Source organism: Naasia sp. SYSU D00057 (assembly GCF_017916505.1).
Classification (GTDB): domain Bacteria; phylum Actinomycetota; class Actinomycetes; order Actinomycetales; family Microbacteriaceae; genus Naasia.
In genome coordinates, this window is sequence record NZ_JAFMSZ010000005.1 from 80,320 (window position 1) to 106,317 (window position 25,998).

The window sequence follows — 25,998 nt, forward strand, 5'->3', positions numbered from 1 at the left end:
CGCTCCGCTCCGGAAGGGCCGCGCCCGATGAAGATCGTCACGATCTGCGGCGCCGGCATCGGCACGTCCGCGATCCTCAAGGTGAGCGCCGAGCGCGCGCTGCAGCGCCTCGGCATCGACGCGGACGTCACCGCGACCGACGTGGCGAGCCTCGCCCTCGAGGCCGAGGACGCGCAGGTGATCCTCACCACGCCCGACCACGTGGACGACATCGGCCGAACATTCGCCGACGTCGTCGTAATCGACAACATCCTCGACCAGGAGGAGCTCGTCGCGAAGCTGGAGCAGGCGCTCGGGTAGGGGGACCGCTGGGCTGGAGGGGAAGGCGCAGCGCCTAACCCACCAGGCCCCGGGCGCCCTCCTCAAGGCGGGCGAGTACGTCCGCCGCCGTCGAGCGCCGCTCCTCCACGCTGCCGCGCGTCGCGGCGACGTCGAGGTAGAGCTTCAGCTTCGGCTCCGTGCCGCTCGGGCGGGCGATGAGGCGCGCGCCCTCCGCGAGCGTGAAGCGCAGCACGTCGCTCGGCGGCAGGTCACCGCCCGGGAGCAGGTCGTCGACCTGCTGAACCGCGAGTCCGCCGATCGTGGCAGGCGGACGGGACCGCATCCGCTCCATCGCCTGGCCGATCTCCTCCAGCCGGCTCACGCGCACCGAGATCTGGCTGGACGCGAAGACGCCGAAGGTCTCGTCGAACTCGCGCTGGTGCTCGGCGAACGTGCGGCCGCGGGCTTTCAGGCCGAGGAACTGGTTCACGAAGGCGACCGCGGCCGAGATGCCGTCCTTGTCGCGCACCTTCTCCGGGTCCACGAGGTATCCGAGCGCCTCCTCGAAGCCGAAGAGCAGGCCCGGCACGCGGGAGATCCACTTGAAGCCGGTGAGCGTCTCGCGGTAGCCGAGCCCGTAGTGCTCCGCGACGGAGCGGAGCCCGGGGGTGGAGACGATCGACGACGCGAGGGTCCCGGAGGCGCCCTCCGCGGCCGCGCGCTCCGCGGTGGCCCAGGCGAGCAGGAGGCCGAGCTCGTTGCCGCTGAGGGTCCGCCATCCGCCGTTCCCATCCGGCACGGCCGCGGCGAGGCGGTCGGCGTCCGGGTCGTTGGCGACCACGAGCTCGGCGTCGGTCTCCGCCGCGAGGGCGAGGGCGAGGTCGAGCGCGCCCTTCTCCTCCGGATTGGGGAACGCGACGGTGGGGAACGCCGGATCGGGGCGCAGCTGCTCCTCGACGGTGCGCGGCGCGGGGATGCCGGCCTGCTCGAACACGCGGCCCGCGGTCTCCCAGCCGACGCCGTGCATCGGCGTGTACACCCAGCGCAGCTCGGCGGCCGGCGCGGGAACCGCCGTCGCGACGACGTACGCGTCGACGACGCTCTCGTCCGCGGTGGCGTAGCCGGTCGAGCGGGGGAGGCGGTCGGCGGGGCCCTCGGCGATGACCTCGTCGATCAGCTCGAGCACCTCGCGGTCGGCCGGCGGCACGATCTGCGATCCGGCGTCCTCGCCGCCGAGGTAGAGCTTGTAGCCGTTGTCCTGCGCCGGGTTGTGCGAGGCGGTGATCATCACGCCGGCCGACGCGCCGAGGTGGCGCACGGCGAACGCGAGCACCGGGGTCGGCAGCAGCCGGGGGAGCAGGGTGGCGCGGACGCCGGCGCCCTCGAGCAGCTCCGCGACGTCGCGGGCGAAGACGGCCGAGTTGTTGCGGCCGTCGTAGCCGATCACGGCCGTCGGGCTCTCCTCGCGGCGGAGGAGGAAGCGCGCGAGGCCCACGGTGGTCTGGGCGACGACGACCCGGTTCATCCGGTTGGGACCGGCGCCGAGGCTGCCGCGCAGACCGGCGGTGCCGAACAGGAGGCGCGAGTCGAAGCGGTCGTGCAGGTCGGCGAGGGCGTCGGCACTGCCGGCCCGCGCCTCGCCGAGGACGGCGTCGAGCTCGGCGCGCGTCGCGTCGTCCGGGTCCTGAGCACGCCAGGCGTCGGCGGCCGCGAAGAGCCGCTCGTCGGTCACAGCCGGCCCACGATCTGCGAGAGGAGCCGGGCCAGCGTGCTCTCGGCGGCGCGGCCCGCGGCGAGGACCTCCTCGTGGCTCAGCGGCTCCTCCTGGATGCCGGCGGCGAGGTTCGTGATCAGCGACATGCCGAGCACCTCCATGCCGGCCTGGCGCGCGGCGATCGCCTCGAGCGCGGTCGACATGCCGACGATGTGGCCGCCGAGCGTCTCCGCCATCCGCACCTCGGCGGGGGTCTCGTAGTGCGGGCCGCGGAACTGCACGTACACGCCGTCGTCGAGGTCCGCATCCACCTCGCGCGCGACGGCGCGCAGGCGGGCCGAGTAGAGGTCGGTGAGGTCGACGAATGTGGCGCCCTCGAGCGGCGAGGCCGCCGTCAGGTTGATGTGGTCGCTGATCAGCACCGGGGTGCCCGGGGTCCAGGAGCGCTTGATGCCGCCCGCGCCGTTCGTCAGCACCATGACCGTCGCGCCGGCGGCGGCCGCGGTGCGGACGCTGTGCACGACCCGGCGGACGCCCTTGCCCTCGTAGAAGTGCGTGCGGGCGCCGATCACCAGCGCGTGCTTGCCGTTCGGCAGGCGGAACGAGCGGAGGGTGCCGCTGTGGCCGACGACCCCCGATGCGGTGAAGCCCTCGATCTGCTCGGCCGGCACGGTGGCGACCTCCTCGCCGAGCAGGTCCGCGGCCTTCCCCCAGCCGCTGCCGAGCGTGAGGGCGATGTCGTGCCGCTCGACACCCGTGGCCTCGGCGAGCTGCGCTGCCGCGCGCGCGGCGACGTCGAACGGGTCGGCGGCGGGATCGTCGAGGGCGGAGGAACCGGAAGCTGACATGGGAGCCAGCCTAGGACGACGGCGCCGGGCTGGCGGGGCGGGGTGGCCCTGCCCTCCCGCCCCTGTCCCTCAACAGGCAGAAATGCGTCCAACAGGCGGGAAGGAGCCGTTTCTGCCTGTTGACGGCATTTCTGCCTGTTGAGGGACGGGCCCTGCCCGTCGAGGGACAGGCCCGTCTGTCGAGGGACGGGCCCGTCTGTCGAGGGGCAGGGGCGGAGGCGATCGCCTGGCGCGGAATGACGCGGGAGAGGGGTCCGCATGAGGAAAGATGGGCGGAATGGTGTACGAGTTCGAGCGCAAGCAGCGGATCGGTGTTCTCGGCGGTGGCCCCGGCGGGTATGAGGCGGCGATCGCGGGTGCGCAACTCGGCGCCGAGGTGACCCTCATCGAGCGGGCGGGGGTGGGCGGCTCGGCCGTCCTCACCGACGTCGTCCCGTCGAAGACGCTCATCGCGACCGCGGAGGCGACCACGTCGATCGACGAGTCGACCGACCTCGGCGTCCAGTTCTTCGCCCGCGGCGAGACGGGACGGCCCTCCCGTCCGGAGATCGCCATCAACCTCGCCGCCATCAACAAGCGGCTCACCGGCCTCGCCCGCCAGCAGTCCGAGGACATGCGCGCCAACCTGCGCCGCGCGGGCGTGCGGATCATCACCGGCGAGGGACGGCTCGAGGGGTCCAACCGGCTCGTCGCCGCGACCGGCAAGGGCGGCTCCGACTTCGACGAGGTCGAGGTCGACACGGTCGTCGTGGCCGTGGGCGCGAGCCCGCGCATCCTGCCGACGGCGGTGCCGGACGGCGAGCGCATCCTCACCTGGAAGGACCTCTACGAGCTCGAGGAGGTGCCCTCGCACCTCATCGTCGTCGGATCGGGCGTCACGGGCGCCGAGTTCGCGTCCGCCTACCGGGCGCTCGGCGCCGAGGTGACGCTCATCTCCAGCCGCGACCAGGTGCTGCCCGGCGAGGACGGCGACGCCGCCGGCGTCATCGAGGACGTCTTCACCCGCAACGGCATGACCGTCCTGTCGCGCAGCCGGGCGCAGAGCGTCGAGCGGGTCGGCGACGGCGTTGTCGTGACGCTCGGCGACGGCCGCACCGTCGAGGGCAGCCACTGCCTCGTCGCGGTCGGCGCCGTCCCCAACACGGCGGGCATCGGCCTCGCGGAGGCGGGCGTCCAGCTCACCGACTCGGGCCACATCCGGGTCAACCGTGTCGCGCGCACGTCGGTGCCGTCGATCTACGCCGCGGGCGACTGCAGCACGTCGCTGCCGCTCGCGTCCGTGGCGTCGATGCAGGGGCGCACCGCCGTGTTCCACGCGATGGGCGACGCGGTCACGCCGGTGGAGCTGCGCAACGTGGCGAGCAACATCTTCACCCAGCCCGAGATCGCGACCGTCGGCTGGTCGCAGAAGCAGATCGAGGAGGGCATCGCTCAGGGGGAGATCTACAAGCTCCCGCTGTCGAGCAACCCCCGCGCCAAGATGCAGGGCGTGAAGGACGGCTTCGTCAAGCTGTTCGCGCGCACGGGCTCCGGCACCGTCATCGGCGGCGTGATCGTGGCGCCCCGCGCCTCCGAGCTGGTGCTGCCGATCGCGCTCGCCGTCGAGCACCGCCTCACGGTCGACCAGCTGGCGCGTGCGTTCAGCGTGTACCCGTCGATGTCGGGCGCGATCACGGACGCCGCCCGCGCGATGCACATCGTCCAGTAGGGACGGCTGCGCCCTGCGTTGGGCAGGACTTTCCGCACTCAGCAGGAGGAATCTCGGCCGGATCTCCTGCTGAGTGCAGAAGATCCTGCCGACCGCGGGCCGCTCAGGTCCCACGGCTGAGGGGCGAGGTCGCCTACTCCCGGCTGGGGGCGCGAGGACCTCGTGCCCGGGGTCAGGCGTCGACGATCTCCAGCAGGACCGTGCCCGATGACACGGTCTCGCCGACCGAGGCGCCGATGCGGGCCACCGTGCCGTCGCGGTGGGCGGTGAGGGGCTGCTCCATCTTCATCGCCTCGAGGACCGCGACGAGGTCGCCCTTGACGACCTTGTCGCCCTCGCCGACGGCGAGCTTCACCACGGTGGCCTGCATGGGGGCCTTCACGGCGTCGCCGGTCGTCGTCGTCACGCCCGAGGAGGAGTGGCCGCGGCGGCGGGGAGCGGCGGGACGCGGGGCGGATGCCGCGGGGCCGGCCAGCAGTCGGCCCGGCAGGCTCACCTCGATGCGCTTGCCGCCGACCTCCACCACCACGTTCTGGCGGGGCGGCTCAGCGGGGGAGTCCTCGGGGGCGGTGATGGAGCCGGTCCACGGCTCGATGTCGTTCGCGAACTCGGTCTCGATCCAGCGGGTGAACACGCTGAACGCGTCGCCGTTCGACGGCGCGAACGCCTCGTCCCGCACGATTGCGCGGTGGAAGGGAAGCACGGTGGGGAGCCCCGCGACCTCGAACTCGTCGAGGGCGCGGCGGGCGCGCTCGAGGGCGTCGGCGCGGTCGGAGCCGGTGACGATGAGCTTCGCGAGCAGGGAGTCGAAGGCGCCGGAGATGATGTCGCCGCCCTGGACGCCCGAGTCGACGCGCACGCCCGGGCCGCCGGGGGCCTTGAACACGTGCACGGGTCCGGGGGAGGGGAAGAAGCCGCGGCCGGGGTCCTCGCCGTTGATGCGGAACTCGATGGAGTGGCCGCGGGGCGCCGGGTCGTCGTAGTCGAGGGTGCCGCCCTCCGCGATGCGGAACTGCTCGCGCACGAGGTCGATGCCGGTGACCTCCTCGGTGACCGGGTGCTCGACCTGGAGGCGGGTGTTCACCTCGAGGAAGGACACGGTGCCGTCGCCGCCGATGAGGAACTCGCAGGTGCCGGCGCCGATGTAGCCGACCTCCTTGAGGATCGCCTTCGACGCCGAGTAGAGCTGCGCGATCTGGTCGTCGCTGAGGAACGGCGCGGGCGCCTCCTCGACGAGCTTCTGGTGCCGGCGCTGCAGGGAGCAGTCGCGGGTGGAGACGACGACCACGCGTCCCTCGGCGTCGGCGAGGCACTGGGTCTCGACGTGGCGGGGCTTGTCGAGGTACTTCTCGACGAAGCACTCGCCGCGGCCGAACGCCGCGATGGCCTCGCGGGTCGCGGACTCGAAGAGCTCGGCGACCTCCTCGCGCTCGCGGGCGACCTTGAGGCCGCGACCGCCGCCGCCGTAGGCGGCCTTGATGGCGACCGGCAGGCCGTGCTGGTCGACGAAGTCGAGGACCTCGCTCGCGTCCTTGACCGGCTCAAGGGTGCCGTGGGCGAGCGGGGCGCCGACGCGCTCCGCGACGTGGCGGGCGGTGACCTTGTCGCCGAGCTGCTCGATGGCGGCGGGCGGCGGGCCGATCCAGATGAGGCCGGCGTCCTCGACGGCGCGGGCGAAGTCCGCGTTCTCAGCGAGGAAGCCGTAGCCCGGGTGCACGGCGTCGGCGCCGGACCTGCGGGCGATGGAGAGGATCTTGTCGATGACGAGGTAGGTCTCGGCGCTCGTGGTGCCGCCGAGCGCGTACGCCTCGTCGGCGAGCTTGACGTGCAGCGCGTCCCGATCCTGGTCGGCGTAGACGGCGACGGACGCCTTGCCGGCGTCCTTCGCGGCGCGGATCACGCGGACGGCGATCTCGCCTCGATTCGCGACCAGAACCTTGGTGATCGTGCGCGCGCGAGACATGGACTTCAGCCTATTGACCGGTGGTCCCGTGGCTTTGGTGGCAGGTCTACACAAAACCCGCGGAGACCGGGGAGGGGCCCTACAAGTGCCCGGATCACGCGCCGACCGGGACCCGGGCGGCGGCGCGGCGGGCGGCCACCTGGTCGAGGACGATGCGCTCGAGCTCGGCCGCGCCGCCGGAGCGGGCGATCGACGCGCCGATCCCCGCGCTCGCCGCGGCGTACGCGTCGTCGGCGAGCACGGTGCGGACCGCCTGCGCCACGCGGCGCGCGCTCGGGCGGGCGGTGCGCAGGTCGATCCCGACCCCCGACCAGCGGACGCGGGCCGCGACCTCCGGCTTGTCCTCGGTGACCCCGGCGATGACGACCGGGATGCCCCGCTCGAGGGCGAGGTGCACTCCGCCGTATCCGCCGTTCGTGACGAACACGTCGACGAGGGGCAGCAGCCGGTCGTAGGGGAGGAACTCGGCGGCCCGCACGTTGTCCGGCAGCGGCCCGAGGTCGGCGACCGGGCGCCCGCCCGTCGTCACCACGACGAGGGTGCCGTCGTCGTCGGCGAGCCCGTCGATCGTGGGGCGGATCAGCTCGCTGAAGTCGGTGTTCGCGATGGTGCCCTGGGTCACGTGGACGACCCGCTTGGCGATCGCGAGCTCCGGCCACCACGACGGCAGGGATCCGCCGGTGGGCTGGGTGCGGGTCACCGGGCCGACGAACGACACGTTCTCGGGAAGGTCGGAGCGGGGGTACTCGAACTCGGGCACCGTGGTCTGGACGATCGCGTCCATCAGCCGCACCCCGTCCATCACCCGCGCGGGCATCGGCCGTCCGGCGATCCGCGTGTAGAGGGCGCGCGCCTCCTTCTCGATGCCGGCCAGCACGACCTTCTCGGCGAACGCGGTGAGCAGGCGGTTGCGCACGCGGCCGGCGGCGCCGGGCATCGGCGCGATGCCGAGGCCGAACGGGGCGGTGTCGACGCTCGGGATGGCGAGCGGGATGACGCCCACGCTGATCAGCGCCGGCCCCTCGCCCTCGCCGCGCAGCAGCGCCAGGGCGGGCATCGCGGTGAACATCGTCTCGGCGAGCACCGCGTCCGTCGGCTCCGCGGCGAGCGCGTCCTGCACCGCCCGCAGCTGCGCGGAGACGGGGCGCAGGAAGATCGAGCGCACCTCCGCGATCACCCGGTCGAGACCGTGGCGGCCGACGCGCTCCGGGAACGACGCGTCGAGGTCGCGGTCGTCGAAGTCCGCCTCGGCGGGCAGCTGCAGGAAGCGCGCCCCGGTGCGCTCGACCGCCTCCCGCCAGCGGGCGCCGGTGAGGAAGCGGACGTCGTGGCCGGAGGAGACGAGGTGCCGCGCGATGCCGAGCATCGGGGTGATGTGGCCGTGGATCGGGGTGCTGGCGAGGAGGAGCGAGGTCATGGGGAGAGGCAACCGGGCCGCGCGTCCCCGCTCCCAGGGCGGGACGTCTCTCCCGATGTCCCGACCGGATCGGGACACCGGTCCCGTGCGCCGGCCGCCTCCCTCCTGCCACGATGTGGCCATGACCAGCCCGCGCGCCGCCCTGCCGTCCCTTCGGCGCGGCGCGGACAGCTGGCTCCCCGGACTGCTCGTGACCCTCGCGATGGTCGCCGCGGTCATCGCGGTCGACCTCCTCCTCATGGCCCTCTGGGGCGACCGGCTGGGGGAGCGGAACGCCGCGATCCTCGCCGCGATCGCCGTCACCCTCGTCGTCGCGCCGCTGCACGACCGCCTCACCCGCGCCGTCCGGCGGCTGCTCACCGGACGGCGGGACACCTTCGAGGTGGTCTCGGCGCTCGCCGCACGCATGGAGCGGGCGGCGGATGCGAAGGGCCGCCTCGAGGACCTCGTCACGGTCGTCGCCGAGACCTTCTCCGCCCCCTACGTGGAGGTGCGGGTCGAGGGGCGCTCGCGCGCGGCCGGCGTCGCCCGCATCGGCGCCCCGGTGACCGATCCCGAGCGGTTCCCGCTGGAGTACCGCGGCGAGGCGCTCGGCACGCTCCTGCTCGCGCCCGGCCGGCGGCTGACCGCGCGGGACCGCACCGTGCTCGCCGACGTGGTGCGTCTCGCGGCCGCCGCGATCGTCACCGCCGAGACGAGCGACGAGCTGCAGCACATCCGCACCCGCCTCGTCGTGGCTCGCGAGGACGAGCGCGCCCGCCTGCACGGCGACCTCCACGACAACCTCGTTCCGCTCCTCGAGACGCTCCGGGCGCGCTCCCAGTCGGCCCGGGACGGCGTCAGCGCTCGCCGGGAGGGCGCCCGGCAGGACATCGCGGCGGCGGTCACGGCCGCCTCGTCGGCGGTCGACGACATCCGCCGCGTCGCTCAGGACCTGCGCCCGCCGGCCCTCGACGACCTCGGCCTCGCCCGCGCCCTGGAGCAGCTCGTCGACCGGTACCGGGCGCGCCTGCCCGAGCTGGCGCTTCGCACCGACCTGCCCGGCGCCCGCCCCGCGGCCGTCGAGGTCGCGGTCTACCGCATCGTCGCGGACGCGCTCGAGACGGTCGCCCGCCACGGCGGCGCCGGCGCGGTGGAGGTGGGCGTGACCGCCGACGAGGCGGTGCTGCGCGTCGACGTGCGCGCGTCCGGGGTCGAGGGGTTCGACGGCGGACGCGGACGCGCGGACCTCGACGCCCAGCGCGAGCGGGCCGAGGAGCTCGGCGGCACCTGGAGCGCCGAGGCGGACGGCTCCGGTGCCTCGATCTCCGCAGTCCTTCCGGTCACCGAGGAGGTGCCCCGTGACGCGTGACGCGGCGGCTGCCGGCCCGAGCCGCCTCGTGCGGGTGCTGTCCCTCGCGGGGCTCGTGCTCGCGCTGCTGAGCAGCGGCTTCTCGATCGTCGCCGACGTCGTGGTGGCGCGCGAGGGTGGGGAGTTCCTGATGAGCCCCGGCTGGTCCGGCGCGCTGCCCGGCCTCGCCCTCGCGCTGCCCGGCGTCCTCCTCTTCTGGCAGCTGCCCTGGCACCCGATCGCGAGCACGTTCCTCGGCTTCGGCGTGATGTGGTGCCTCGACGGCGCGGCCAGCGCCTGGGTGAACCTGTCGTTCGCGCTCGACGCGCACCTGCCCGGACTCGAGTTCGCGGCCTGGTTCTACACGCGGCTGGGCGCGATCCTGGTCCTGCCCTTCATCCTCCTGCTCGTGCTCTTCCCGGACGGGCGCCTGCCGGAGCGGCCGTTCTGGCGCGCGCTCGGCTGGGTCGCGATCGTGGGCGCGATCATCCCGCCGGTCTACGCGCTCTTCGTGCCGCCGTCCGCCGGGCCCGCCTTCGGCAACTCGGAGGAGCCGCCCGCCGAGGTGCTCGCCCTCGACGTCCTCTGGATCCGCACCCCGATCCCGGTGGAGATCTGGACGACCGTCGGCCGGATCCTGCCGCCGTCGTTCGTCATCGCGGGCATCGCGGGACTCCTGGTGCTCATCAGCCGGTGGATCGGAGCGGACGCGGTGCGCCGGTCGCAGCTGCGCTGGCTGATCTGGGCCGGGATCGTCGTGGCGGTCGTCACCGGCGTCGGGGAGGCGATGCTGACCGGGCTCATCGCCGAGCTGGTGTTCTCGCTCACCCTCTGCCTGCTCTGCGTCGCGGTCGTGGTCGCCGTCACCCGCTACCGCCTCTACGCGATCGACAGCCTCTTCAGCTGGACCCTCGTCTACGGCGCGCTCGTCGCGGGCATCCTCCTGCTCGACATCGTCCTCGTCACGGTCGCGGGGAGCGTGCTGGGGGAGCAGAGAAGCGCGCTGCTCGCGGTGGTCGTCGTCGGTCTCGCCTTCGCGCCGCTGCGCAACGCCCTCTTCCGCCTCGCCAACCGGCTGGTCGCCGGCCGCCGCTCCGACCCGTACGGCGTCGTCACGCGTCTCGCCGCGCGCCTCGAGGTCGCCCGCGGCCTGCCCGCGCAGCTCGAGGCGATCGCCGAGGCGGTGGCCGACGCGTTCGCGTCGCCCTCGGTCGAACTCCGCGTGGAGCGCGGCGGACTCGTCGCCGTCGCCGCCCTGCACGGCTCTAACGCCGACCGCACCGTCGAGCTGCCGCTGGAGTACCGCGGCACCGCGATCGGCCGGATCCTCATGGCGCCCGGCCGGCGTCCCCGGCTCTCCGAGCGCGACCAGCACCTCCTCGACGCGGTCATCCGGCAGGCCGCGGCCGCCGCGACCGAGGCGGAGGCGACGAGCGAGCTCCGCCGCATCCGCCGTGAGCTCGTGCTGTCCCGCGAGGCGGAGCGGCTCCGGCTGCGCCGCGACCTGCACGACGGGCTCGGCCCGCTCGTCGCGAGCATCCGGCTGCGCGTCGAGACGGCGGCGAACCTCCTCGACTCCGACCCCGACTCGGCGGAGACGCTCCTCGCAGGCGCCGCCGACGACGCGGCGGAGGCGGTGCGGGAGGTGCGGCGCATCGTGGACGGCCTCCGCCCGCCCGCCCTCGACGACCTCGGGGTCGCGGGCGCCATCCGCGCCCAGGCGGATCGCTTCTCCGCCGAGCGAGGGCGCGTGCGCACCAGCATCGAGCTGTCCGGCGGGATGCCCGCCGCCGTGGAGATCGCCGCCTACCGGATCGTGTCCGAGGCGCTCGCCAACGCCGCGCGGCACGCCCGCGCGTCCCGCGTGGAGGTCGAGGTCGTCGGCACGGTCGACGGCGTCCGGCTGCGCGTCGCCGACGACGGCGTGGGCATCGGCGACACGCCGCGGCTCGGCACCGGGCTCGCGTCCCAGCGGGAGCGCGCCGAGGAGCTGGGCGGCACCTGGCGCGTGGCGCGGCGGCCGGACGGGGGCACGGAGGTCGTAGCGTGGCTTCCCGTCGCCGAGCAGAGCGAGGAACAGGAGATGGCCCATGTCGGATGACGAGCTGCTCCGGGTGGTGCTGGTCGACGACCACCCGATCTACCGCCAGGGCCTCGCGGCCCTGCTCGGCTCCCTCGGCGGCGTGACCGTCGTCGGCACCGCGGGCGACGGCGCCGAGGCGGTCGAGGTGGCGCGCGCCGAGCAGCCGGACGTCGTGGTGATGGACGTCCAGATGCCCGGCATGGACGGCATCGAGGCCACCCGGCGGATCACGGCGGAGAGCCCGCACATCGGCGTCGTCGTGCTCACGATGTCGGAGGACGACGAGACCGTCTTCCAGGCGATGCGGGCCGGCGCCCGCGGCTACCTGCTGAAGGGCGCCGGACAGGAGGAGATCCTCCGCGCCATGCGCTCGGTCGCCGCCGGGGAGGCGGTGTTCGGCCAGGCGCTCGCCCGCCGGGTCGCCGACTTCTTCGCCGGGACCGCCTCCGCCCCCTCCGCGGCGCCGAGCCCGTTCCCACAGCTGACGGCGCGCGAGCAGGAGATCCTCGACCTGCTCGCCGCGGGCCGCAGCAACCCGCAGATCGCCCAGGCGCTGTTCCTGTCGCCGAAGACGGTGCGCAACAACGTGTCGAACATCTTCGCCAAGCTGCACGTCGCCGACCGCGCGGAGGCGATCATCCGCGCCCGCGACGCGGGGCTCGGCCGGTAGGTCCCCTCAGTCGACCGGCGGGGTGGGCTCCGGGACCCGGTTCCAGAGCTCGGGCAGCGTCACGCCGAGGTCGTGCAGGAGGCGGCGCAGCGTCGGCAGCGACAGGCCGACCACCGTCGACGGGTCGCCCTCGATGCGGTCGATGAAGGGGCCGCCGAGGCTGTCGATCGTGAACGCGCCGGCGACGGCGAGCGGCTCGCCGGTCGCGATGTAGGCGTCGATCTCCTCGTCGCGGATGTCGGTCGCGAAGGTGACGGACGCGGTCGCCACCGCACCCACCCCTCGGCCGTCGCCGCCCTTCCGGGCATCGACGAGCCAGTGTCCCGAGTGCAGCAGACCGGTGCGGCCGCGCTGGCGCAGCCACCGCTCGCGAGCGATCTCGGGGCGGTGCGGCTTGCCGTAGACCGCGCCGTCGAGCTCGAAGGCGGAGTCGCCGCCGATCACGAGGCCGTCGAGGTCCGGCGTGCCGGCGGCGACGGCCTCGGCCTTCGCGCGGGCGAGCAGCAGCACCATCTCGCGGGCGGAGACCGGGCCGTGCTGGCGCTCCGCCTCCGCGACCGCGGCGGGCTCGTCGACGGAGGACGGCACGACGATCGGTTCGATCCCGGCCGACCGCAGCAGGGCGAGGCGGGCCGGGGAGGTCGAGGCGAGGTAGAGGCGCATGACGGCTCCCGGGGCGGGCGGAGAGTGCTGTGACATGCTCGAGGGGTGGCGGAAACGACGGGCACCGAGCTCGAGCTCGACATCACCAACGTAGCCCACGGGGGCGTCTTCGTCGCCCGGCACGAGGGCCGGGTGGTGTTCGTCGCCGACGCCCTGCCGGGCGAGCGCGTCGTCGGCCGGGTGATCGAGGACAGGCACGACCGCTACTGGCGCGCCGACACCGTGCGCGTGCTGAGCGCCTCGCCGGACCGGCAGGACCACGTGTGGGCCGAGGCGGGCGTCGACCGCGATCCGGCCCAGCGAGCGGGCGGCGCCGAGTTCGGCCACATCCGACCCGCCCGCCAGCGGGAGCTGAAGCGTCAGGTGCTCGAGGAGAACCTCCGCCGGATGGGCGGCGTCGACCGCGAGGTCCCGGTCGCCGCGCTGCCCGGGGCGGAGGACGGCACCGGCTGGCGCACCCGCGTCCGGCTGCACGTCGACGAGGACGGCCGGGTCGGGCCGTATGCGCCCCGCTCGCACCGGGTCGTCGAGGTCTCCGACCTGCCGCTCGCGGCCCCCGCACTCCGCGAGCTCGCGCCGCTCGACCGGCGCCTGCCCGGCACGTCGAGCATCGATCTCGTGCAGACCTCGACCGGCACCGCCCGCTCCCTCGCGGACGGCGAGGGCGCCGGTGCTGTCGTGACCGAGCGGGTGGGCGACCGGGAGTTCCGCCTCGACCTCGGCGGCTTCTGGCAGGTGCACACCGCCGCGGCCGCGACGCTCAGCGACGCTGTGAGCCGCTTCGTCGACGACCAGCTCTTCGATCCGGCGGCCGCCAACCTCGACCTCTACGGCGGCGTCGGGCTCCTCGCTGCCGCGCTCGGCGACCGGTTCGGGCCCGCCACGCGCATCACCTCGGTCGAGTCCGACCCGCGGGCCACCGAGCACGCGCAGGAGAACCTCGCCGACTGGGTGGGCGCCTCGGCCGTGACCGAGCGGGTGGACCGCTACCTCCGGCGTCTCGCCGGGCAGGCGAGCCGCACCGAGCGGTCCCGCCTGTCCCGTGCGACGGTCGTGCTCGACCCGCCGCGGTCGGGCGCGGGCAAGGACGTGGTCAAGTCGCTCGCCGCCCTGAAGCCCGCCCAGCTGGTCTACGTCGCGTGCGACCCGGTGGCGCTGTCCCGCGACATCGGGGCCCTCCGCCGCGAGGGGTATGAGGTGACGGCGCTCGAGGGATTCGATCTGTTCCCCAACACCCACCACGTGGAGGCCGTCGCCTCGCTCGTCCGGACCTGACCCCGACGAGCGCCGCCCGCGACCGGCAGAACGGTTTGTCTACGGCGTGTCGTCCTCCGCCCGGACAGGATCGGCACCGTGCCGAGCCCGGAACGAGTGCGGATTGCGAACGCGCCGCGAATTGGGGGAGTGCGCATGGGGTACAGGATGGGGGTCCGCACTCTACGATGTCAGGCGGGGTGACTGACGCCCCGGGGGAAAGGGTGGCGGTGGTACACACGATGGAGCGACCGGTGACGGCGTCGAACGAGAGCGCGCCGGCGGAGAGCCGCGTCCAGCACGTCCGCGTGGCAGCGGTCGACGACCACGAGTCGGTCCGGCTCGGCCTGCGGGCCGCCTGCCTCGACGCGGGCTACGACTTCATCGAGGAGGCCGCCAACGTCGACGACCTCGTCGCGTCGCTCCGCGGCCGCGAATGCGACGTGGTCGTGCTCGACCTGTCCCTCGGCGACGGCTCGACGGTCACCGAGAACGTCAAGAAGATCCAGGCCACCGGCGCCGGCGTGCTGGTGCACAGCATCGCCGACCGGGTCGCCAGCGTGCGGGAGGCCCTCGCGGCGGGCGCCGCCGGCGTCATCCCGAAGTCGGCAGCGACGCAGGCCGTCATGGCCGCGATCGGCACCGTCGCCCGCGGCGAGGTGCTCAACAACCTCGAGTGGGCGAGCGCGATCGACGCCGACGCCGACTTCGCGAAGGCGCAGCTCGGCCGCCGCGAGCGCGACGTCCTGCACCTCTACGCCTCCGGCCTGCCGCTCAAGATGGTGGCCGCCCAGCTCGGCATCGCCGCGTCGACCGCCCGCGAGTACCTCGACCGCATCCGCGTGAAGTACGTGGAGGTCGGGCGGCCCGCCCCGACCAAGGTCGACCTGCTGCGCCGCGCGGTGGAGGACGGAATCCTGCCCGGACTGGATCCGGACTCGGGCGATGAGCGGTAGCGCTCCTCCCAGCGCTGCTCCTCCCGAGGTCCGCTCACCCGCGAACCCGATCACCTCGAGCTCCGTCGAGGTCGTGCTCTCCCGCGCCACCAGCATCTTCGGCGCGCTCACCGGGCTGCAGACGCTGCCCGCGCTCCTGACCCAGTTCCCCGTGATGGACACGGCCGTCGGGCTGACCGTCATCGTGGTGGTCTTCGGCTGCCTGTTCCTCGCCGGCCTCGCCGCCTTCTTCCGCCAGTGGACGAGCGGCACGTTCGCGATGTTCGCGGTCGTCTACCTCCTGACGCTCGTGCTCTGGCCAGTGATCGTGCCGGGTGCGCTGCCGGGCGGCGACGCGGCCTGGATCTACTACCTCTGCAACGTCGGCACGAGCTTCGCGGCCGTGGCGGCGCGGGACCGGTGGTGGCTGGCGGTCGGCTACGTGGTGCTGACTCCGACAGTGCTCGGCTACCTCCGCACCCTGCCGCAGGGCGGCGGGGCCACGCCGGGTCAGGCCCTCCTCGACGGCGTCTACTGCTTCTTCCTCGGTGCGGTCATGCTCGTCGTCGCCGTCTCGCTGCGGATCGCGGCGCGCGCCGTCGACGCGGCGCAGGCGCAGGCGCTCGCGAGCTACGCCGAGGCCGTGCGGCACAACGCCACGGAGGCGGAGCGCACGCGCGTCGACGCCCTCGTCCACGACAGCGTGCTCACCACCTTCCTGTCCGCCGCGCGCGCCCGCACCCCGCAGACGATGGCCCTCGCGGCGCGGATGGCGCGCAACGCGATGGGGCACCTCACCGCCGCGCAGTCGAGCTTCCCCGTCCCCGCCGCGGACGTGCCCGTCGACGTGCTCGTCGGGCGCATCCGCCTCGCCGTCGCCGAGCTGCCGGTGCCGTTCGACGTCTCCCTGCGCGACCTCGGCACGCACTCGGTGCCCGACGCCGCGGCGGAGGCCCTCGTCTCGGCGGCCACGCAGGCCATGGTCAACAGCGTCAACCACGCCGGCGCCGAGCCCGACATCCGGCGCTCCGTGCGGATCCTCGGACTGCCCGAGGGCGTGTCCGTCGTCGTCGAGGACAGCGGCCGCGGCTTCGACACCCAGGCGATCCCGGTCGAGCGGCTCGGCGTCCGCACGTCGATCCTCAAGCGGATGACCGACGCGGGCGGCACCGCCTGCATCACCTCGCGACCCGGCGAGGGGACGCGGGTGGAGCTCACGTGGACCGCCGGCGGGACCGCCTCCGGAGACCCATCCCTGCTCGACGCGGCGAGGTGGGAATCGTGATCACCCTGCCTCGCAAGCCGGTCCTCGCGCTCGGCGCCCTGTTCTCCGCCTACCACCTGGTGCTCGCCACCTACGACCTCGGCACCCCTGAGCGGGTGGGACCCGTCCTTGCCGCCATGGGGCTGTACGCGGTCGCGACCGCCCTCAGCCTGTGGCCGAAGAGCGTGGGAGCGATGCCCTACTGGCTCGCCTCCTTCAATGTCGGCGTCTCCGCCGCCCTCTGCTTCCTCGTCACGAGCCAGCTCGACCCCGGCATCGAGAACAGCTACGGAACGTGGCACGTCGCCGCCATCGGCACGCTGATGACCATCACGGCCGTGCGCCGGCGGTTCGTCTTCGCCTGGGTCGGCACCGCGGTGCTCGCCCTCCAGACGCTCGTCTGGGCCGGGCCGGACGCCCTCGCCACCATGGGTGTCATCGGCAGCGTCGTTTGGGTCGCCGTCTCCCACATGCTCGCCCACGCCCTGACCAAGGCCAGCCGCGACGCCCGCCAGTTCGCGATCGCCGAGCGCGAGGCCGCCGACTGGCAGGCCGGCCAGGAGGCGCACCTGTACGAGCGGCAGTTCCGCCTCGCGCAGACCAGCCGCGTCTCCCTCCCGATGCTGCAGCGCATCGCCCTCTCCGGCGGCGACCTCACTGAGGAGGAGCGCCAGGAGTGCTTCGCCCTCGAAGGCGCCCTCCGCGACGAGATCCGCGGCCGCCGACTCCTCAACGACGCCGTCCGCGAGCAGATCATGATCGCCCGCCGCAGCGGCAGTTCCGTGCAGCTCCTCGACGAGGGCGGCCTCGACGACCTCGACGAGCCCGCCCTCGAGCGCGTGCTCAACCGCCTCGCCGAAGTGCTCACCGGCGTGCAGACCGACCGCCTCATCATCCGCGCCGTCCCCGCCGGCGGCGACACCGCCGTCACCGTGGTCGGCCTGCGCACGGGCGGCTCCAGCGCGAGCGCCATCTCGGACGACCACGACGACGAGGTCGCCATCTGGGCGGAGATCCCGCGCAGCGAGGAAGCCGCCGCGCGCTGAGTCCGGCGTGCCCCTCAGACGGGGGTATGTACCCCGGTATACCGCGTCGTTTCCGCGGATTCTTAGGGTCCTCCTGGGGGAACGGGGGACAGAAACGTACCCCTGCTGTCCTCCCAAATGCCGACTTTGTCCGACCGGTCAGGACTTGCAGTATTGATGTTGTCAGGTGCTCCTCTTTGAGAGCACCGCCGGGCACTCGCCGACTAGGGTAAGCGGGCGAGTGATCTGGGGGCGAGTCAGGGTGATATTCGGGTTGTCACCCTGACTCGGGTCTTGGGGAAGGGCCGGTCCGTTTCGGACCGGCCCTCTTCTCGTTCGGCGCCTCTTCTCTCGTTCGCGGTGTCGCGGTGGGGCGGGGGCGGCACCGCTGTTGTGCCCATGGCGGCCGTACTCAGGCCCCTGACCTCACGTTCAGCAGGTGTCCGTCGTACTCAGCAGGCAAAATCGGCCCTGCTGTGCCTGCTGAAGCGGTTCCGTGCCTGCTGAAGGTGCTCGGGTCTGCCTGCTGGAGCCAGGCCAGTGCCTAGGGAAGGCGACCAGTACCTGCTGAAGGCGGCCAGTACCTGCTGAAGGCGGCCAGTACCTGCTGAAGGCGGCGGCTGCCTGCCGGGTCCAGGCCAGTGCCTCCTGAAGGCGGCGGCTGCCTGCCGCCTCCAGCCGGTGCCTGCTGAAGGCGCCCGCCGTCGGCAGGACTTTCTGCAGTCAGCAGGAGATCCGGCCGCAGAAAGTCCTGCTGACCGCAGAAAGTCCTGCTGACCGCAGCAGACGCGTCACCGCCGCGGGCGCCGCGCCCGACCTCCGGAACCCGGCCATCCCGCCATCGTCTTAAGCCCTACGGAAAACCGGCCCCTGGCAGGCTCCGCCCTACGGAAGGCCCGCCCTACGGAAGGCCCGCCCCATGGCAGGCTCAGCCCCAAGGCAGGCCCGCCCCTGGCCGGCCGGCCCCTGGCAGGCCCGCCCCCCCCACGGCAGGCCCCCCCAACACAGACCCGCCCCAAGCCACGGCGCCACCCGCCGCCCCTCACCCGTCCGACCGGCTCAGCGCCACATCCCGGGGTGCAGGGGCCCCCGCAGGCTGCGGACGCTGCGCTGCCACCCGCTCGGCGCCGTCGCCGGCGCGGCAGCGACCGGACGCGGCGCGGCGGCGGCCGCGGACAGGACCGCGATCACCGCCGCCAGCTCCTCTTCGGTGGGCGTTCCGCGGATCACGCGGACGTCGAGCGGCGCCTCCGGGGTGTCCGATGCGCTCACAGCGGGATGTTGCCGTGCTTCTTGGGCGGCAGGCTGGCGCGCTTCGTGCGCAGCGCCCGCAGCGCCTTGACGACCACGACGCGGCTCGCCGCGGGCTCGATGACGCCGTCCAGCTCGCCGCGCTCCGCCGCGAGGAACGGGCTCGCCACGTTGTACGTGTACTCGTTGGCGAGGCGGGTGCGGACGGCGGCGACGTCCTCTCCCGCCGCCTCCGCGCGCTTGATCTCGCCGCGGTAGAGGATGTTGACGGCGCCCTGGCCGCCCATGACCGCGATCTCCGCGGTCGGCCACGCGTAGTTCAGGTCGGCGCCCAGCTGCTTGCTGCCCATGACGATGTACGCGCCGCCGTACGCCTTGCGGGTGATCACCGTGACGAGCGGGACGGTCGCCTCGGCGTACGCGTAGAGCAGCTTCGCGCCGCGGCGGATGACGCCCGTCCACTCCTGGTCGGTGCCGGGCAGGTAGCCGGGAACGTCGACGAGGGTGAGGATCGGGATGCCGAACGCGTCGCAGAACCGGACGAAGCGCGCCGCCTTCTCGCCGGCGTCGATGTTGAGGGTGCCGGCCATGGCGCTCGGCTGGTTGGCGATGATGCCGATCGAGCGGCCCTCGATCCGGCCGAAGCCGACGACGATGTTGGGCGCGAACAGCGGCTGCGTCTCCAGGAACTCCCCGTCGTCGACGATGTGCTCGATGACGGTGTGCACGTCGTACGGCTGGTTGGGGCTGTCCGGGATGATCGTGTTGAGCCGACGGTCCGCGTCGGTGACCTCGAGCTCAGCCTCCGACTCGTAGACGGGCGGGTCGGAGAGGTTGTTGTCCGGCAGGTAGGACAGCAGGGTGCGCGCGTAGTCGAGGGCGTCGTCCTCGTCGTTCGCGAGGTAGTGCGCGACGCCCGAGCGGGTGTTGTGGGTGAGCGCGCCGCCGAGCTCCTCCATGCCGACGTCCTCGCCGGTGACCGTCTTGATGACGTCGGGGCCGGTGACGAACATCTGGCTCGTCTTGTCGACCATGATCACGAAGTCGGTGAGGGCGGGGGAGTAGACCGCACCGCCCGCGGCGGGGCCCATCACGATCGAGATCTGCGGGATGACGCCCGAGGCCGCCGTGTTGCGGCGGAAGATCTCGCCGTACTTGCCGAGGGCGACGACTCCCTCCTGGATGCGGGCGCCGCCCGAGTCGAGGATGCCGATGATCGGCACGCCCGTCTTGAGCGCGTGCTCCATCACCTTGATGATCTTCTCGCCCGCCACCTCGCCGAGGGAGCCGCCGAAGATCGTGAAGTCCTGCGAGTAGACCGCCACCTGGCGGCCGTGGATGGTGCCGAGCCCGGTGACGACCGCGTCGCCGTAGGGGCGCTTCTTCTCCATGCCGAACGCGTGCGTGCGGTGCCGGACGAACTCGTCGAGCTCGACGAACGAGCCGTGGTCGAGCAGCTGCTCGATGCGCTCGCGCGCCGTCTTCTTGCCCTTGGCGTGCTGCTTCTCGATGGCGGCCTCGCCGCTCGCCGTGACGGCCTCGTGATAGCGGTCGCGGAGGTCCTGCAGCTTGCCCGCGGTGGTCATCAGGTCGGGCTCGACGGGCGCCTCCGCGGCCTCGCCGAGAGCGCTCCGCTGCTCGTCGCTGAGCTTTGCCAGGTTGGTCTCCGTCACGCGGTTCACCCTACCGGCCCCCTCACAGGCGCCTCCGTTGAGGATTCGCACAAAGCCCCCGCGCGAAGGCGGGAGGTGACGCAGCGCCGATGCCGGCGTGGCGCCCCGGAACCTACCGGTTGGGGCGGCGCAGCAGCCGGCGGGTGCGGCGCGCGAGACCCCACACGGTCACACGGGACATCGCCTCGGCGACGATCGCCCTGCTCATCTTCGACGAGCCGGCACGGCGCTCCCGGAACACGATCGGCAGCTCGCGGATGCGCCAGCCGGCGTCGGCCATCCGGATCGTCATGTCGATCTGGAAGCAGTAGCCGCGGGAGTGCACGTCGGCGAGGTGAAGCCCCTGCAGTGCGGCGGAGCGGTACACGCGGTAGCCGGCCGTGGAGTCGCGGACGGGGATGTCGAGCATCGCGCGGGCGTAGGCGTTTCCGGCGCGACTCAGCAGCTGCCGGGACGGCGACCAGTCGACGACCCGCCCGCCGGGCACCCAGCGCGACCCGATCACCACGCCGAGCCCCGGATCTTCCTCGAGGGCCGCCACCATCTGCGGGAGTGACGCCGTCGGGTGTGAGCCGTCCGCGTCGAGCTCGACGACGGCCGGATAGCCGAGGGCCATCGCCCGCTCGAAACCGGCCAGGTAGGCGCGGCCGAGGCCCTCCTTGCCGGCCCGGTGCAGCACCGAGACGGCGGACTCCTCGGCGGCGAGGCGGTCGGCGAGCTCGCCGGTGCCGTCCGGACTCGAGTCGTCGACCACGAGGATGTCGAGATCGGCCTGCAGGGCGAGCACCTCGCGGACGACGCCCTCGAGGTTGTCGATCTCGTTGTAGGTCGGGATGACGACGAGAGCGCGGCCCCGATGGGGAGTGTTCGCCGATCCGGGCACCAGACGATCCTAGGTCGGCGGAACCCGCGCCCCGGGCAGGCGCCTCGCCGCCACCCGGTCGCCGGAGAGCCGCGGCGGAGCCGGCCGTGGGTCCCGGCCGAGCGGCATCCTTGGGCAGCAGAGGTGGCGGGGCGGCGCGGAACGCCTCGGTAGCGTGGAGGAATGCTGCTTCCTCGCGCGTCCGCCATCGCCGCCCGGCTCGACGTGCTCGAGAGCACCGGATCCACCAACGACGAGCTGCGTGTCCGGGCGACAGGTCCCGAGCCGTGGCCGCACCTGTCCGCGGTCGCGACGGACAACCAGACTGCCGGCCGAGGCCGGCTCGGGCGGGTGTGGGCCGCGCCGCCCGGAACCTCGCTCGCCCTGTCCGTGCTGCTGCGCCCCGGCCTGCCCCTCGACGCGCTGGGCTGGCTGCCGCTGCTCGCCGGGCTCGCCGTCGTGCGCACCCTGCGCGGCGTCGGCGCCGACGCCTCGCTCAAGTGGCCGAACGACGTCCACATCGAGGGCCGCAAGGTCTGCGGCATCCTCACCGAGCTGCTGCCCGACGCATCGGGCGTGCTGGTGGGCATCGGGGTCAACCTGACGCTGCAGGAGGACGAGCTGCCCGTGCCCACCGCGACCTCGCTCGCCCTTGCGGGCGTTCCCGCGGACGCCGACGCGGTCGCGGCAGGGACTCTCGCGGAGCTGCGCGACCTGGTCGCCGCGCTCGCCGCGGCCGGCGGCGACGCGGACGCGAGCGGGGTGCGCGCCGCCGTCTCGGGCGCGTGCGGGACCCTCGGGCGATCCGTCCGGGTCGAGCTGCCGTCCGGCGAAGTGCTGCGCGGCACGGCGACCGGCATCGACGGGCATGGGCGGCTCGAGGTGCTGCCCGAGGGCGGGCCCCAGGATGCGGGCGTCACCGCCGTGTCCGCCGGGGACGTCACCCACCTGCGGTATTAAATAGGGGCATGGCGAGCGGTGCCGGCACGACCGACGCCGCGGCCTGGCAGTCCAGGCGCGGTCGCTCGACGACGTCCGTCGAGCCGATCCCGGCACCCAAGCGGGGCTCGACCCAGGAGCACACGGTCGCGCGCATGCACGCGTCCGGCCGGCGCCTCGTGCTCCCCGTGCTCGCGCTCGTCGTGCTCGCGGCGGCGGCCGGCTACCTTCCCGGCAAGCTGCCGGAGGCCTGGCAGAACCAGGCGCTGCCGTTCGCGATCGGCGCCCTCGCCCTGCTGCTCGGCGTCGTCCCCTTCCTCGCCTGGCTGAGCCGGATCTACACGATCACGACGCGGCGGGTCGTCGTCCGCTCCGGACTCCTCATCCGCACCAAGCAGGAGCTGCTGTTCACGCGCGGCTTCGACGTGACGATGCGCCGCGGACCCCTGCAGCGGCTCGCCGGCAGCGGCGACGTGGCGATCGACTCGGGAGCCGACGAGCCCCTGGTGCTGAAGGACGTTCCCGGCGCGCCGCTCGTACAGGCCGCGCTCGCCGACCTCATGGAGGTCAGCACCCACGCGGTCGGCACGCCGCGCCAGCAGCAGATCAACGCGACGCGACGCCCCTTCGACCCCTGAGCCCGAGACGACCCTCCGGTGGTTGAGGAGGCGCCGCAGGCGCCGTCTCGAAATCACGCGACGTGCCTCGGGGACTCGGCCCTCGTCGGCTCGGTTCGAAGGCGAGGTCGCCTGATTTCGAGACGCTCGCTGCGCGAGCTCCTCAATCATCGGGATGGGAGCGGAGCGGCGTCAGCCCTCGTAGGAGGCGGCCGCCGGAGTCGCGGACGCGGAGGTGCCGCGCTGGGCGCGCGCCTCCGAGCGCTCCGGGTGGTAGACCCAGTGGCGGTAGAGGGCGAAGCGGACGATCGATCCGAGCAGCAGGCCGACCACGTTCGACGAGATGTTGTCGGCCAGCAGCGAGGTGTAGCCGAGCGCGTAGTGGGAGACCCAGAGGCAGCCGAGGCCGACGCCCATCCCGAGCAGGCTCACCGCGAGGAACTCGATGGCCTCGATCGCGCTGTCGTCGCGGCGGTGCGGGCCGAACGTCCAGTAGCGGTTGCCGATCCAGTTCGCCGCGATGGCCACCGCGGTGGAGATCACCTTGGCCAGGATCGGCCCCTCGTGCATGCTCTCCGGCGAGAGGATCGTGAGCCGCAGGGCGTTGAACACGGCGAGGTCGAGGATGAACCCGACGCCCCCGACGAGGGCGAAGGCGAACAGCTGCCTCAACAGGGTCCTGGCCCGTCCCTCCGAGGAAGCCTCGGGTCGAGCGGGGGAGGAGAGGGCCATTCAGCAGTCCGCTTCGATGACAAGATGGGGCAGGAATTCGTCAGTCTAGGGCAGTGGGGTGCGCATGAAGCTGAGCGTCGGGGTCGTGGGTGGAGGTCAGCTCGCTCGCATGATGATCCCCGCCGCCATCGAGCTGGGCATCGACATCAAGGTCCTCGCGGAGGCGGAGAACGCGTCCGCCCGGCAGGCCGCCACGATGGTGGGCGACTACCGGGATGAGGCGACGGTGCTCGCGTTCGCGGAGACGGTCGACGTCGTCACCTTCGACCACGAGCACGTGCCGCAGTCGATCCTGCGCGCCCTCGTCGACCGCGGCGTCGCGGTGCGTCCCGGCCCGCACGCGCTGCTCTACGCCCAGGACAAGCTCCTCATGCGCGAGCGCCTCACCGAGCTCGGCATGCCCGTCCCCGACTGGACGCGCGTCCGCGTGCCGGAGGATCTCGACCGCTTCCTCGCCGACCACGACGGCCGCGCGGTCGTGAAGACGCCGCGCGGCGGCTACGACGGCAAGGGCGTCCGGGTGGTCACGAGCTCCGCGGAGGCGGCCGACTGGCTTGCGGAGGGGGAGCTCCTCGCCGAGGAGGCGGTCGACTTCCGCCGCGAGCTCGCCCAGCTCGTCGCGCGCCGGCCGTCCGGCGAGATGGTGGCGTGGCCGGTCGTCGAGACTGTGCAGCGGGGCGGCGTCTGCGCCGAGGTGGTGGCTCCGGCCCCGCGCGCGGTCGGCCGGGTCGCCGACCTGGCGGGCGACATCGCCCTGGCGGTCGCGGAGGGCCTCGACGTCACCGGCGTCCTGGCGGTGGAGCTGTTCGAGACGACGGATGAGCGGGTGCTCGTCAACGAGCTCGCGATGCGCCCGCACAACTCCGGCCACTGGACGATCGACGGCTCGACGACGAGCCAGTTCGAGCAGCACCTGCGGGCCGTCCTCGACCTGCCCCTCGGCGCGACCGGCTCGCGAGAGCCGTGGAGCGTGATGGTGAACATCCTCGGCGGCCCGGTCTCCGGCACCCTCGCCGACCGGTACGCGGCCGCCATGGGGGAGCAGCCGCTCGCGAAGATCCACGCCTACGGCAAGGACCCCCGGCCCGGCCGCAAGGTGGGCCACGTCACGGTGTCGGGGCCGGAGCTCGACGACGTCGCGTACCGCGCGCGGGCGGCGGCCGCCTTCTTCGAGTAGGGCGCCCGCGCGAGTCGCGGACCCGGTCAGCGGCGGGTCGGGGGGACCGCGCCGCCCACGTAGGGGCTGTCCTCGCCCTCCACCTCGTCGGCGTAGAGCTCCGCGTCGTCCTGCGGGTGGTAGCCGATGCGCTCGCCCTCCTCGAGGGACCACCAGCGGCGGGTGTTGCGCGAGATGCCCCAGACCGTGCGGAAGCCCGTCCAGTCGCCGTCGATGGAGGCGAGCACCAGCCGGACGAGGTCCGGATACGAGAGCCACGTCGCCAACTGGCGGGTGGCGGTCGGGCGCGGGAACGAGGACCCGATCCGCAGATTGGCGACCGTCAGCCCGTGCTCGTCGCTGTAGAACGCGCCGAGCGCCTCCATCGCGGCCTTGCTGACGCCGTAGAGGCTGTCGGGGCGCGGGGGAGCGTCCGCCGGCACCGGGGTGCCGGCCCGCTCCAGGTAGCCGACGGCGTGGTTGCTGCTCGCCAGCACGACGCGCGGCACACCGCTCAGCCGAGCCGCCTCGAGCACCGTCCAGGTCCCGTGGATGTTGGTGTCGAGGTAGCCCTCCCATGGCGAGCCGGGGGTGGAGATCCCGCCCATGTGCACGATCGCGGACACCCCCTCGGTCGCCCGGCGCATCGTGTCGAGGTCGGTGACCGAGCCGACCACGGCGTGCGGCAGCGCGTCGTCCGGCCGGCGGGCGAGCGGTCGCACCGCCCAGCCGGACGCCGGGAGCTGCTCCGTCAGGACCGAGCCGAGGGCACCGGACGCTCCGGTGACGAGAACGGTCCGAGGGGCGGATGCGCTCACGCGAGGTTCCCTTCGATGCTGTTGATGGCGGTGCGGACGCCGTAGGCGAGAACGCCCGCCACCTCCTCGGCGCGCTCCGGGGTGAGGCGGCTGAGCGGCACGGAGCAGCTGACCGCGTACTCGCCGGCCGGCCCGGGGATGGGGACCGCGACGCAGGCGGTGCCCTCCGTGTTCTCCTGGGCCTCCTGCGCGAAGCCGCGATGACGCGTTCTCGCGAGGTCCTCGAGCAGCCGGTCGAGGTCGGTGATCGTGTGCGGCGTGAGCGGCCAGAGGCCGAGGGGGAAGCGGGCCCGCACCTCGTCCTCGGGCAGCGTCGACAGCGCGGCCTTGCCGAGGGCGGTCGCGTGGGCGGGGAGGCTCTGGCCGACGCGGCTCACCATCCGCAGCTGGTGCTGCGACTCGCGGCTCAGCAGGTAGACGACCCGGTTGCCGTCGAGTCGCGCGAGGTGCACCGTCTCCTCGAGCTCGGAGCGGAGCATCCCGAGCACGGGCTTCACGGCCTGCACGATCGGGTCCCGCTCGAGGAAGGAGATGCCGGTCAGCAGGGCGCGCACCCCGATCGAGTAGGTGGTCCCCGACGACGACAGCCAGCCGCGTGCCACCAGCGTCTTCAGCAGCTGGTGCACGCTCGAGACCGGCAGCTCCAGCCGGCTCGCGATGTCCGAGAGCGTCATGGGCCGCGTCGCCGCGGCGAGCAGCTCCAGCAGCTCGACGGTGCGCGCCGCCGACTTCACCTCGCCGACCTGCTTCTTCGCGCCGGAATCCTCCGCCGGCGCTGCCGCCCTCGCATCGATCGACGTCATCGTCATCGACTC

Annotated in this window: 23 protein-coding genes; 12 read left to right on the plus strand and 11 right to left on the minus strand. The window is 73.4% G+C overall.

The window, feature by feature from the left end; all coding sequences use genetic code 11:
- Positions 1 to 27 precede the first annotated feature (27 nt).
- Positions 28 to 300, plus strand: coding sequence for a PTS sugar transporter subunit IIB (locus tag J3P36_RS14605; RefSeq protein ID WP_210508973.1), 273 nt, complete (start codon positions 28 to 30; stop codon positions 298 to 300).
- A 34-nt stretch (positions 301 to 334) separates the two neighbouring features.
- On the opposite strand, the gene J3P36_RS14610 is transcribed toward J3P36_RS14605, so the two are convergent.
- Together J3P36_RS14610 and J3P36_RS14615 are read right to left on the minus strand one after the other, a co-directional pair.
- A complete protein-coding gene (locus J3P36_RS14610) occupies positions 335 to 1,993 on the minus strand; it encodes a phospho-sugar mutase (protein WP_210508974.1) in 1,659 nt (552 codons plus the stop codon).
- Positions 1,990 to 2,823, minus strand: a complete 834-nt coding sequence (locus tag J3P36_RS14615) for a purine-nucleoside phosphorylase (protein ID WP_210508975.1) — start codon at positions 2,821 to 2,823, stop codon at positions 1,990 to 1,992. The genes J3P36_RS14610 and J3P36_RS14615 overlap by 4 nt, the downstream gene beginning before the upstream one ends.
- Positions 2,824 to 3,100: 277 nt before the next feature.
- Here J3P36_RS14615 and J3P36_RS14620 point away from each other — a divergent pair, with 277 nt between their 5' ends.
- A complete protein-coding gene (locus tag J3P36_RS14620) occupies positions 3,101 to 4,531 on the plus strand; it encodes an NAD(P)H-quinone dehydrogenase (protein WP_210508976.1) in 1,431 nt (476 codons plus the stop codon).
- Between the two features lie 172 nt (positions 4,532 to 4,703).
- On the opposite strand, the gene J3P36_RS14625 is transcribed toward J3P36_RS14620, so the two are convergent.
- Positions 4,704 to 6,494 (minus strand): biotin carboxylase N-terminal domain-containing protein, encoded by a 1,791-nt coding sequence (locus J3P36_RS14625; RefSeq protein ID WP_210508977.1) that lies wholly within the window; start codon positions 6,492 to 6,494, stop codon positions 4,704 to 4,706.
- Between the two features lie 94 nt (positions 6,495 to 6,588).
- The gene (locus J3P36_RS14630) at positions 6,589 to 7,911 is read right to left on the minus strand and encodes a glycosyltransferase (protein ID WP_210508978.1); all 1,323 of its coding nucleotides are present in this window, start codon (positions 7,909 to 7,911) and stop codon (positions 6,589 to 6,591) included.
- 121 nt (positions 7,912 to 8,032) lie between these two features.
- On the opposite strand from J3P36_RS14630, the gene J3P36_RS14635 reads away from it, so the two are divergent.
- The 3 genes from J3P36_RS14635 to J3P36_RS14645 are packed head-to-tail and all read left to right on the plus strand — an operon-like array spanning position 8,033 to position 11,994.
- Complete coding sequence (locus tag J3P36_RS14635) at positions 8,033 to 9,262, plus strand: sensor histidine kinase (RefSeq protein ID WP_210508979.1); 1,230 nt, start codon at positions 8,033 to 8,035, stop codon at positions 9,260 to 9,262.
- The gene (locus J3P36_RS16850; RefSeq protein ID WP_210508980.1) at positions 9,252 to 11,342 is read left to right on the plus strand and encodes a histidine kinase; all 2,091 of its coding nucleotides are present in this window, start codon (positions 9,252 to 9,254) and stop codon (positions 11,340 to 11,342) included. Before J3P36_RS14635 ends, J3P36_RS16850 begins: the two co-directional genes overlap by 11 nt.
- Positions 11,332 to 11,994 carry a response regulator transcription factor gene (locus J3P36_RS14645; protein ID WP_210508981.1) on the plus strand — a complete coding sequence of 221 codons (663 nt, stop codon included), beginning with the start codon at positions 11,332 to 11,334 and terminating at the stop codon, positions 11,992 to 11,994. Before J3P36_RS16850 ends, J3P36_RS14645 begins: the two co-directional genes overlap by 11 nt.
- A 6-nt stretch (positions 11,995 to 12,000) precedes the next feature.
- Here the strand turns inward: J3P36_RS14645 and J3P36_RS14650 are convergent, their stop codons facing one another.
- Positions 12,001 to 12,657, minus strand: coding sequence for a nucleoside triphosphate pyrophosphatase (locus J3P36_RS14650; RefSeq protein WP_210509065.1), 657 nt, complete (start codon positions 12,655 to 12,657; stop codon positions 12,001 to 12,003).
- A gap of 45 nt (positions 12,658 to 12,702) precedes the next feature.
- Between J3P36_RS14650 and J3P36_RS14655 the strand changes: the two genes are divergently transcribed.
- From J3P36_RS14655 to J3P36_RS14670, 4 genes are all read left to right on the plus strand, one after another.
- Positions 12,703 to 13,932: a class I SAM-dependent RNA methyltransferase gene (locus J3P36_RS14655; RefSeq protein WP_210508982.1), complete on the plus strand. Its 1,230-nt coding sequence runs from the start codon at positions 12,703 to 12,705 to the stop codon at positions 13,930 to 13,932.
- A 233-nt stretch (positions 13,933 to 14,165) separates the two neighbouring features.
- The gene (locus tag J3P36_RS14660; protein WP_307807118.1) at positions 14,166 to 14,867 is read left to right on the plus strand and encodes a response regulator transcription factor; all 702 of its coding nucleotides are present in this window, start codon (positions 14,166 to 14,168) and stop codon (positions 14,865 to 14,867) included.
- A complete protein-coding gene (locus J3P36_RS14665; RefSeq protein WP_210508983.1) occupies positions 14,857 to 16,131 on the plus strand; it encodes a sensor histidine kinase in 1,275 nt (424 codons plus the stop codon). Before J3P36_RS14660 ends, J3P36_RS14665 begins: the two co-directional genes overlap by 11 nt.
- Positions 16,128 to 17,156 (plus strand): hypothetical protein, encoded by a 1,029-nt coding sequence (locus tag J3P36_RS14670; RefSeq protein WP_210508984.1) that lies wholly within the window; start codon positions 16,128 to 16,130, stop codon positions 17,154 to 17,156. Before J3P36_RS14665 ends, J3P36_RS14670 begins: the two co-directional genes overlap by 4 nt.
- 1,038 nt (positions 17,157 to 18,194) lie before the next feature.
- Here the strand turns inward: J3P36_RS14670 and J3P36_RS16445 are convergent.
- From J3P36_RS16445 to J3P36_RS14685, 3 genes are all read right to left on the minus strand, one after another.
- The gene (locus J3P36_RS16445) at positions 18,195 to 18,407 is read right to left on the minus strand and encodes an acyl-CoA carboxylase epsilon subunit (RefSeq protein ID WP_210508985.1); all 213 of its coding nucleotides are present in this window, start codon (positions 18,405 to 18,407) and stop codon (positions 18,195 to 18,197) included.
- Positions 18,404 to 19,972 carry an acyl-CoA carboxylase subunit beta gene (locus J3P36_RS14680; protein ID WP_210509067.1) on the minus strand — a complete coding sequence of 523 codons (1,569 nt, stop codon included), beginning with the start codon at positions 19,970 to 19,972 and terminating at the stop codon, positions 18,404 to 18,406. The genes J3P36_RS16445 and J3P36_RS14680 overlap by 4 nt, the downstream gene beginning before the upstream one ends.
- Before the next feature lie 199 nt (positions 19,973 to 20,171).
- Positions 20,172 to 20,942, minus strand: coding sequence for a polyprenol monophosphomannose synthase (locus J3P36_RS14685; RefSeq protein WP_210508986.1), 771 nt, complete (start codon positions 20,940 to 20,942; stop codon positions 20,172 to 20,174).
- Between the two features lie 162 nt (positions 20,943 to 21,104).
- Here J3P36_RS14685 and J3P36_RS14690 point away from each other — a divergent pair, with 162 nt between their 5' ends.
- Entirely contained in the window at positions 21,105 to 21,881 is a 777-nt protein-coding gene (locus J3P36_RS14690) for a biotin--[acetyl-CoA-carboxylase] ligase (protein WP_210508987.1), read from the plus strand.
- 8 nt (positions 21,882 to 21,889) lie between these two features.
- Positions 21,890 to 22,498: a PH domain-containing protein gene (locus tag J3P36_RS14695; protein WP_210508988.1), complete on the plus strand. Its 609-nt coding sequence runs from the start codon at positions 21,890 to 21,892 to the stop codon at positions 22,496 to 22,498.
- 171 nt (positions 22,499 to 22,669) lie between these two features.
- Here J3P36_RS14695 and J3P36_RS14700 read toward each other — a convergent pair whose 3' ends face one another.
- Positions 22,670 to 23,149: a GtrA family protein gene (locus J3P36_RS14700; protein ID WP_246854827.1), complete on the minus strand. Its 480-nt coding sequence runs from the start codon at positions 23,147 to 23,149 to the stop codon at positions 22,670 to 22,672.
- A 124-nt stretch (positions 23,150 to 23,273) separates the two neighbouring features.
- Between J3P36_RS14700 and J3P36_RS14705 the strand changes: the two genes are divergently transcribed.
- The gene (locus tag J3P36_RS14705; protein ID WP_210509068.1) at positions 23,274 to 24,386 is read left to right on the plus strand and encodes a 5-(carboxyamino)imidazole ribonucleotide synthase; all 1,113 of its coding nucleotides are present in this window, start codon (positions 23,274 to 23,276) and stop codon (positions 24,384 to 24,386) included.
- A 26-nt stretch (positions 24,387 to 24,412) separates the two neighbouring features.
- Here the strand turns inward: J3P36_RS14705 and J3P36_RS14710 are convergent, their stop codons facing one another.
- Together J3P36_RS14710 and J3P36_RS14715 are read right to left on the minus strand one after the other, a co-directional pair.
- On the minus strand, positions 24,413 to 25,183 hold the full coding sequence (locus J3P36_RS14710) for an NAD(P)-dependent oxidoreductase (protein ID WP_210508990.1): 771 nt from the start codon (positions 25,181 to 25,183) through the stop codon (positions 24,413 to 24,415).
- Positions 25,180 to 25,986 (minus strand): IclR family transcriptional regulator, encoded by an 807-nt coding sequence (locus J3P36_RS14715; protein WP_210508991.1) that lies wholly within the window; start codon positions 25,984 to 25,986, stop codon positions 25,180 to 25,182. Before J3P36_RS14715 ends, J3P36_RS14710 begins: the two co-directional genes overlap by 4 nt.
- Between the last annotated feature and the right edge of the window lie 12 nt (positions 25,987 to 25,998).

Coding starts and splice junctions, on each gene's coding strand:
- J3P36_RS14605 (WP_210508973.1), top strand. CDS start 28: ATGAAGATCGTCACGATCTGCGGCGCCGGCATCGGCACGTCCGCGATC.
- J3P36_RS14615 (WP_210508975.1), bottom strand. CDS start 2,823: ATGTCAGCTTCCGGTTCCTCCGCCCTCGACGATCCCGCCGCCGACCCG.
- J3P36_RS14620 (WP_210508976.1), top strand. CDS start 3,101: ATGGTGTACGAGTTCGAGCGCAAGCAGCGGATCGGTGTTCTCGGCGGT.
- J3P36_RS14625 (WP_210508977.1), bottom strand. CDS start 6,494: ATGTCTCGCGCGCGCACGATCACCAAGGTTCTGGTCGCGAATCGAGGC.
- J3P36_RS14630 (WP_210508978.1), bottom strand. CDS start 7,911: ATGACCTCGCTCCTCCTCGCCAGCACCCCGATCCACGGCCACATCACC.
- J3P36_RS14635 (WP_210508979.1), top strand. CDS start 8,033: ATGACCAGCCCGCGCGCCGCCCTGCCGTCCCTTCGGCGCGGCGCGGAC.
- J3P36_RS14645 (WP_210508981.1), top strand. CDS start 11,332: ATGTCGGATGACGAGCTGCTCCGGGTGGTGCTGGTCGACGACCACCCG.
- J3P36_RS14650 (WP_210509065.1), bottom strand. CDS start 12,657: ATGCGCCTCTACCTCGCCTCGACCTCCCCGGCCCGCCTCGCCCTGCTG.
- J3P36_RS14665 (WP_210508983.1), top strand. CDS start 14,857: ATGAGCGGTAGCGCTCCTCCCAGCGCTGCTCCTCCCGAGGTCCGCTCA.
- J3P36_RS14680 (WP_210509067.1), bottom strand. CDS start 19,972: ATGACCACCGCGGGCAAGCTGCAGGACCTCCGCGACCGCTATCACGAG.
- J3P36_RS14690 (WP_210508987.1), top strand. CDS start 21,105: ATGCTGCTTCCTCGCGCGTCCGCCATCGCCGCCCGGCTCGACGTGCTC.
- J3P36_RS14695 (WP_210508988.1), top strand. CDS start 21,890: ATGGCGAGCGGTGCCGGCACGACCGACGCCGCGGCCTGGCAGTCCAGG.
- J3P36_RS14705 (WP_210509068.1), top strand. CDS start 23,274: ATGAAGCTGAGCGTCGGGGTCGTGGGTGGAGGTCAGCTCGCTCGCATG.
- J3P36_RS14715 (WP_210508991.1), bottom strand. CDS start 25,986: ATGACGTCGATCGATGCGAGGGCGGCAGCGCCGGCGGAGGATTCCGGC.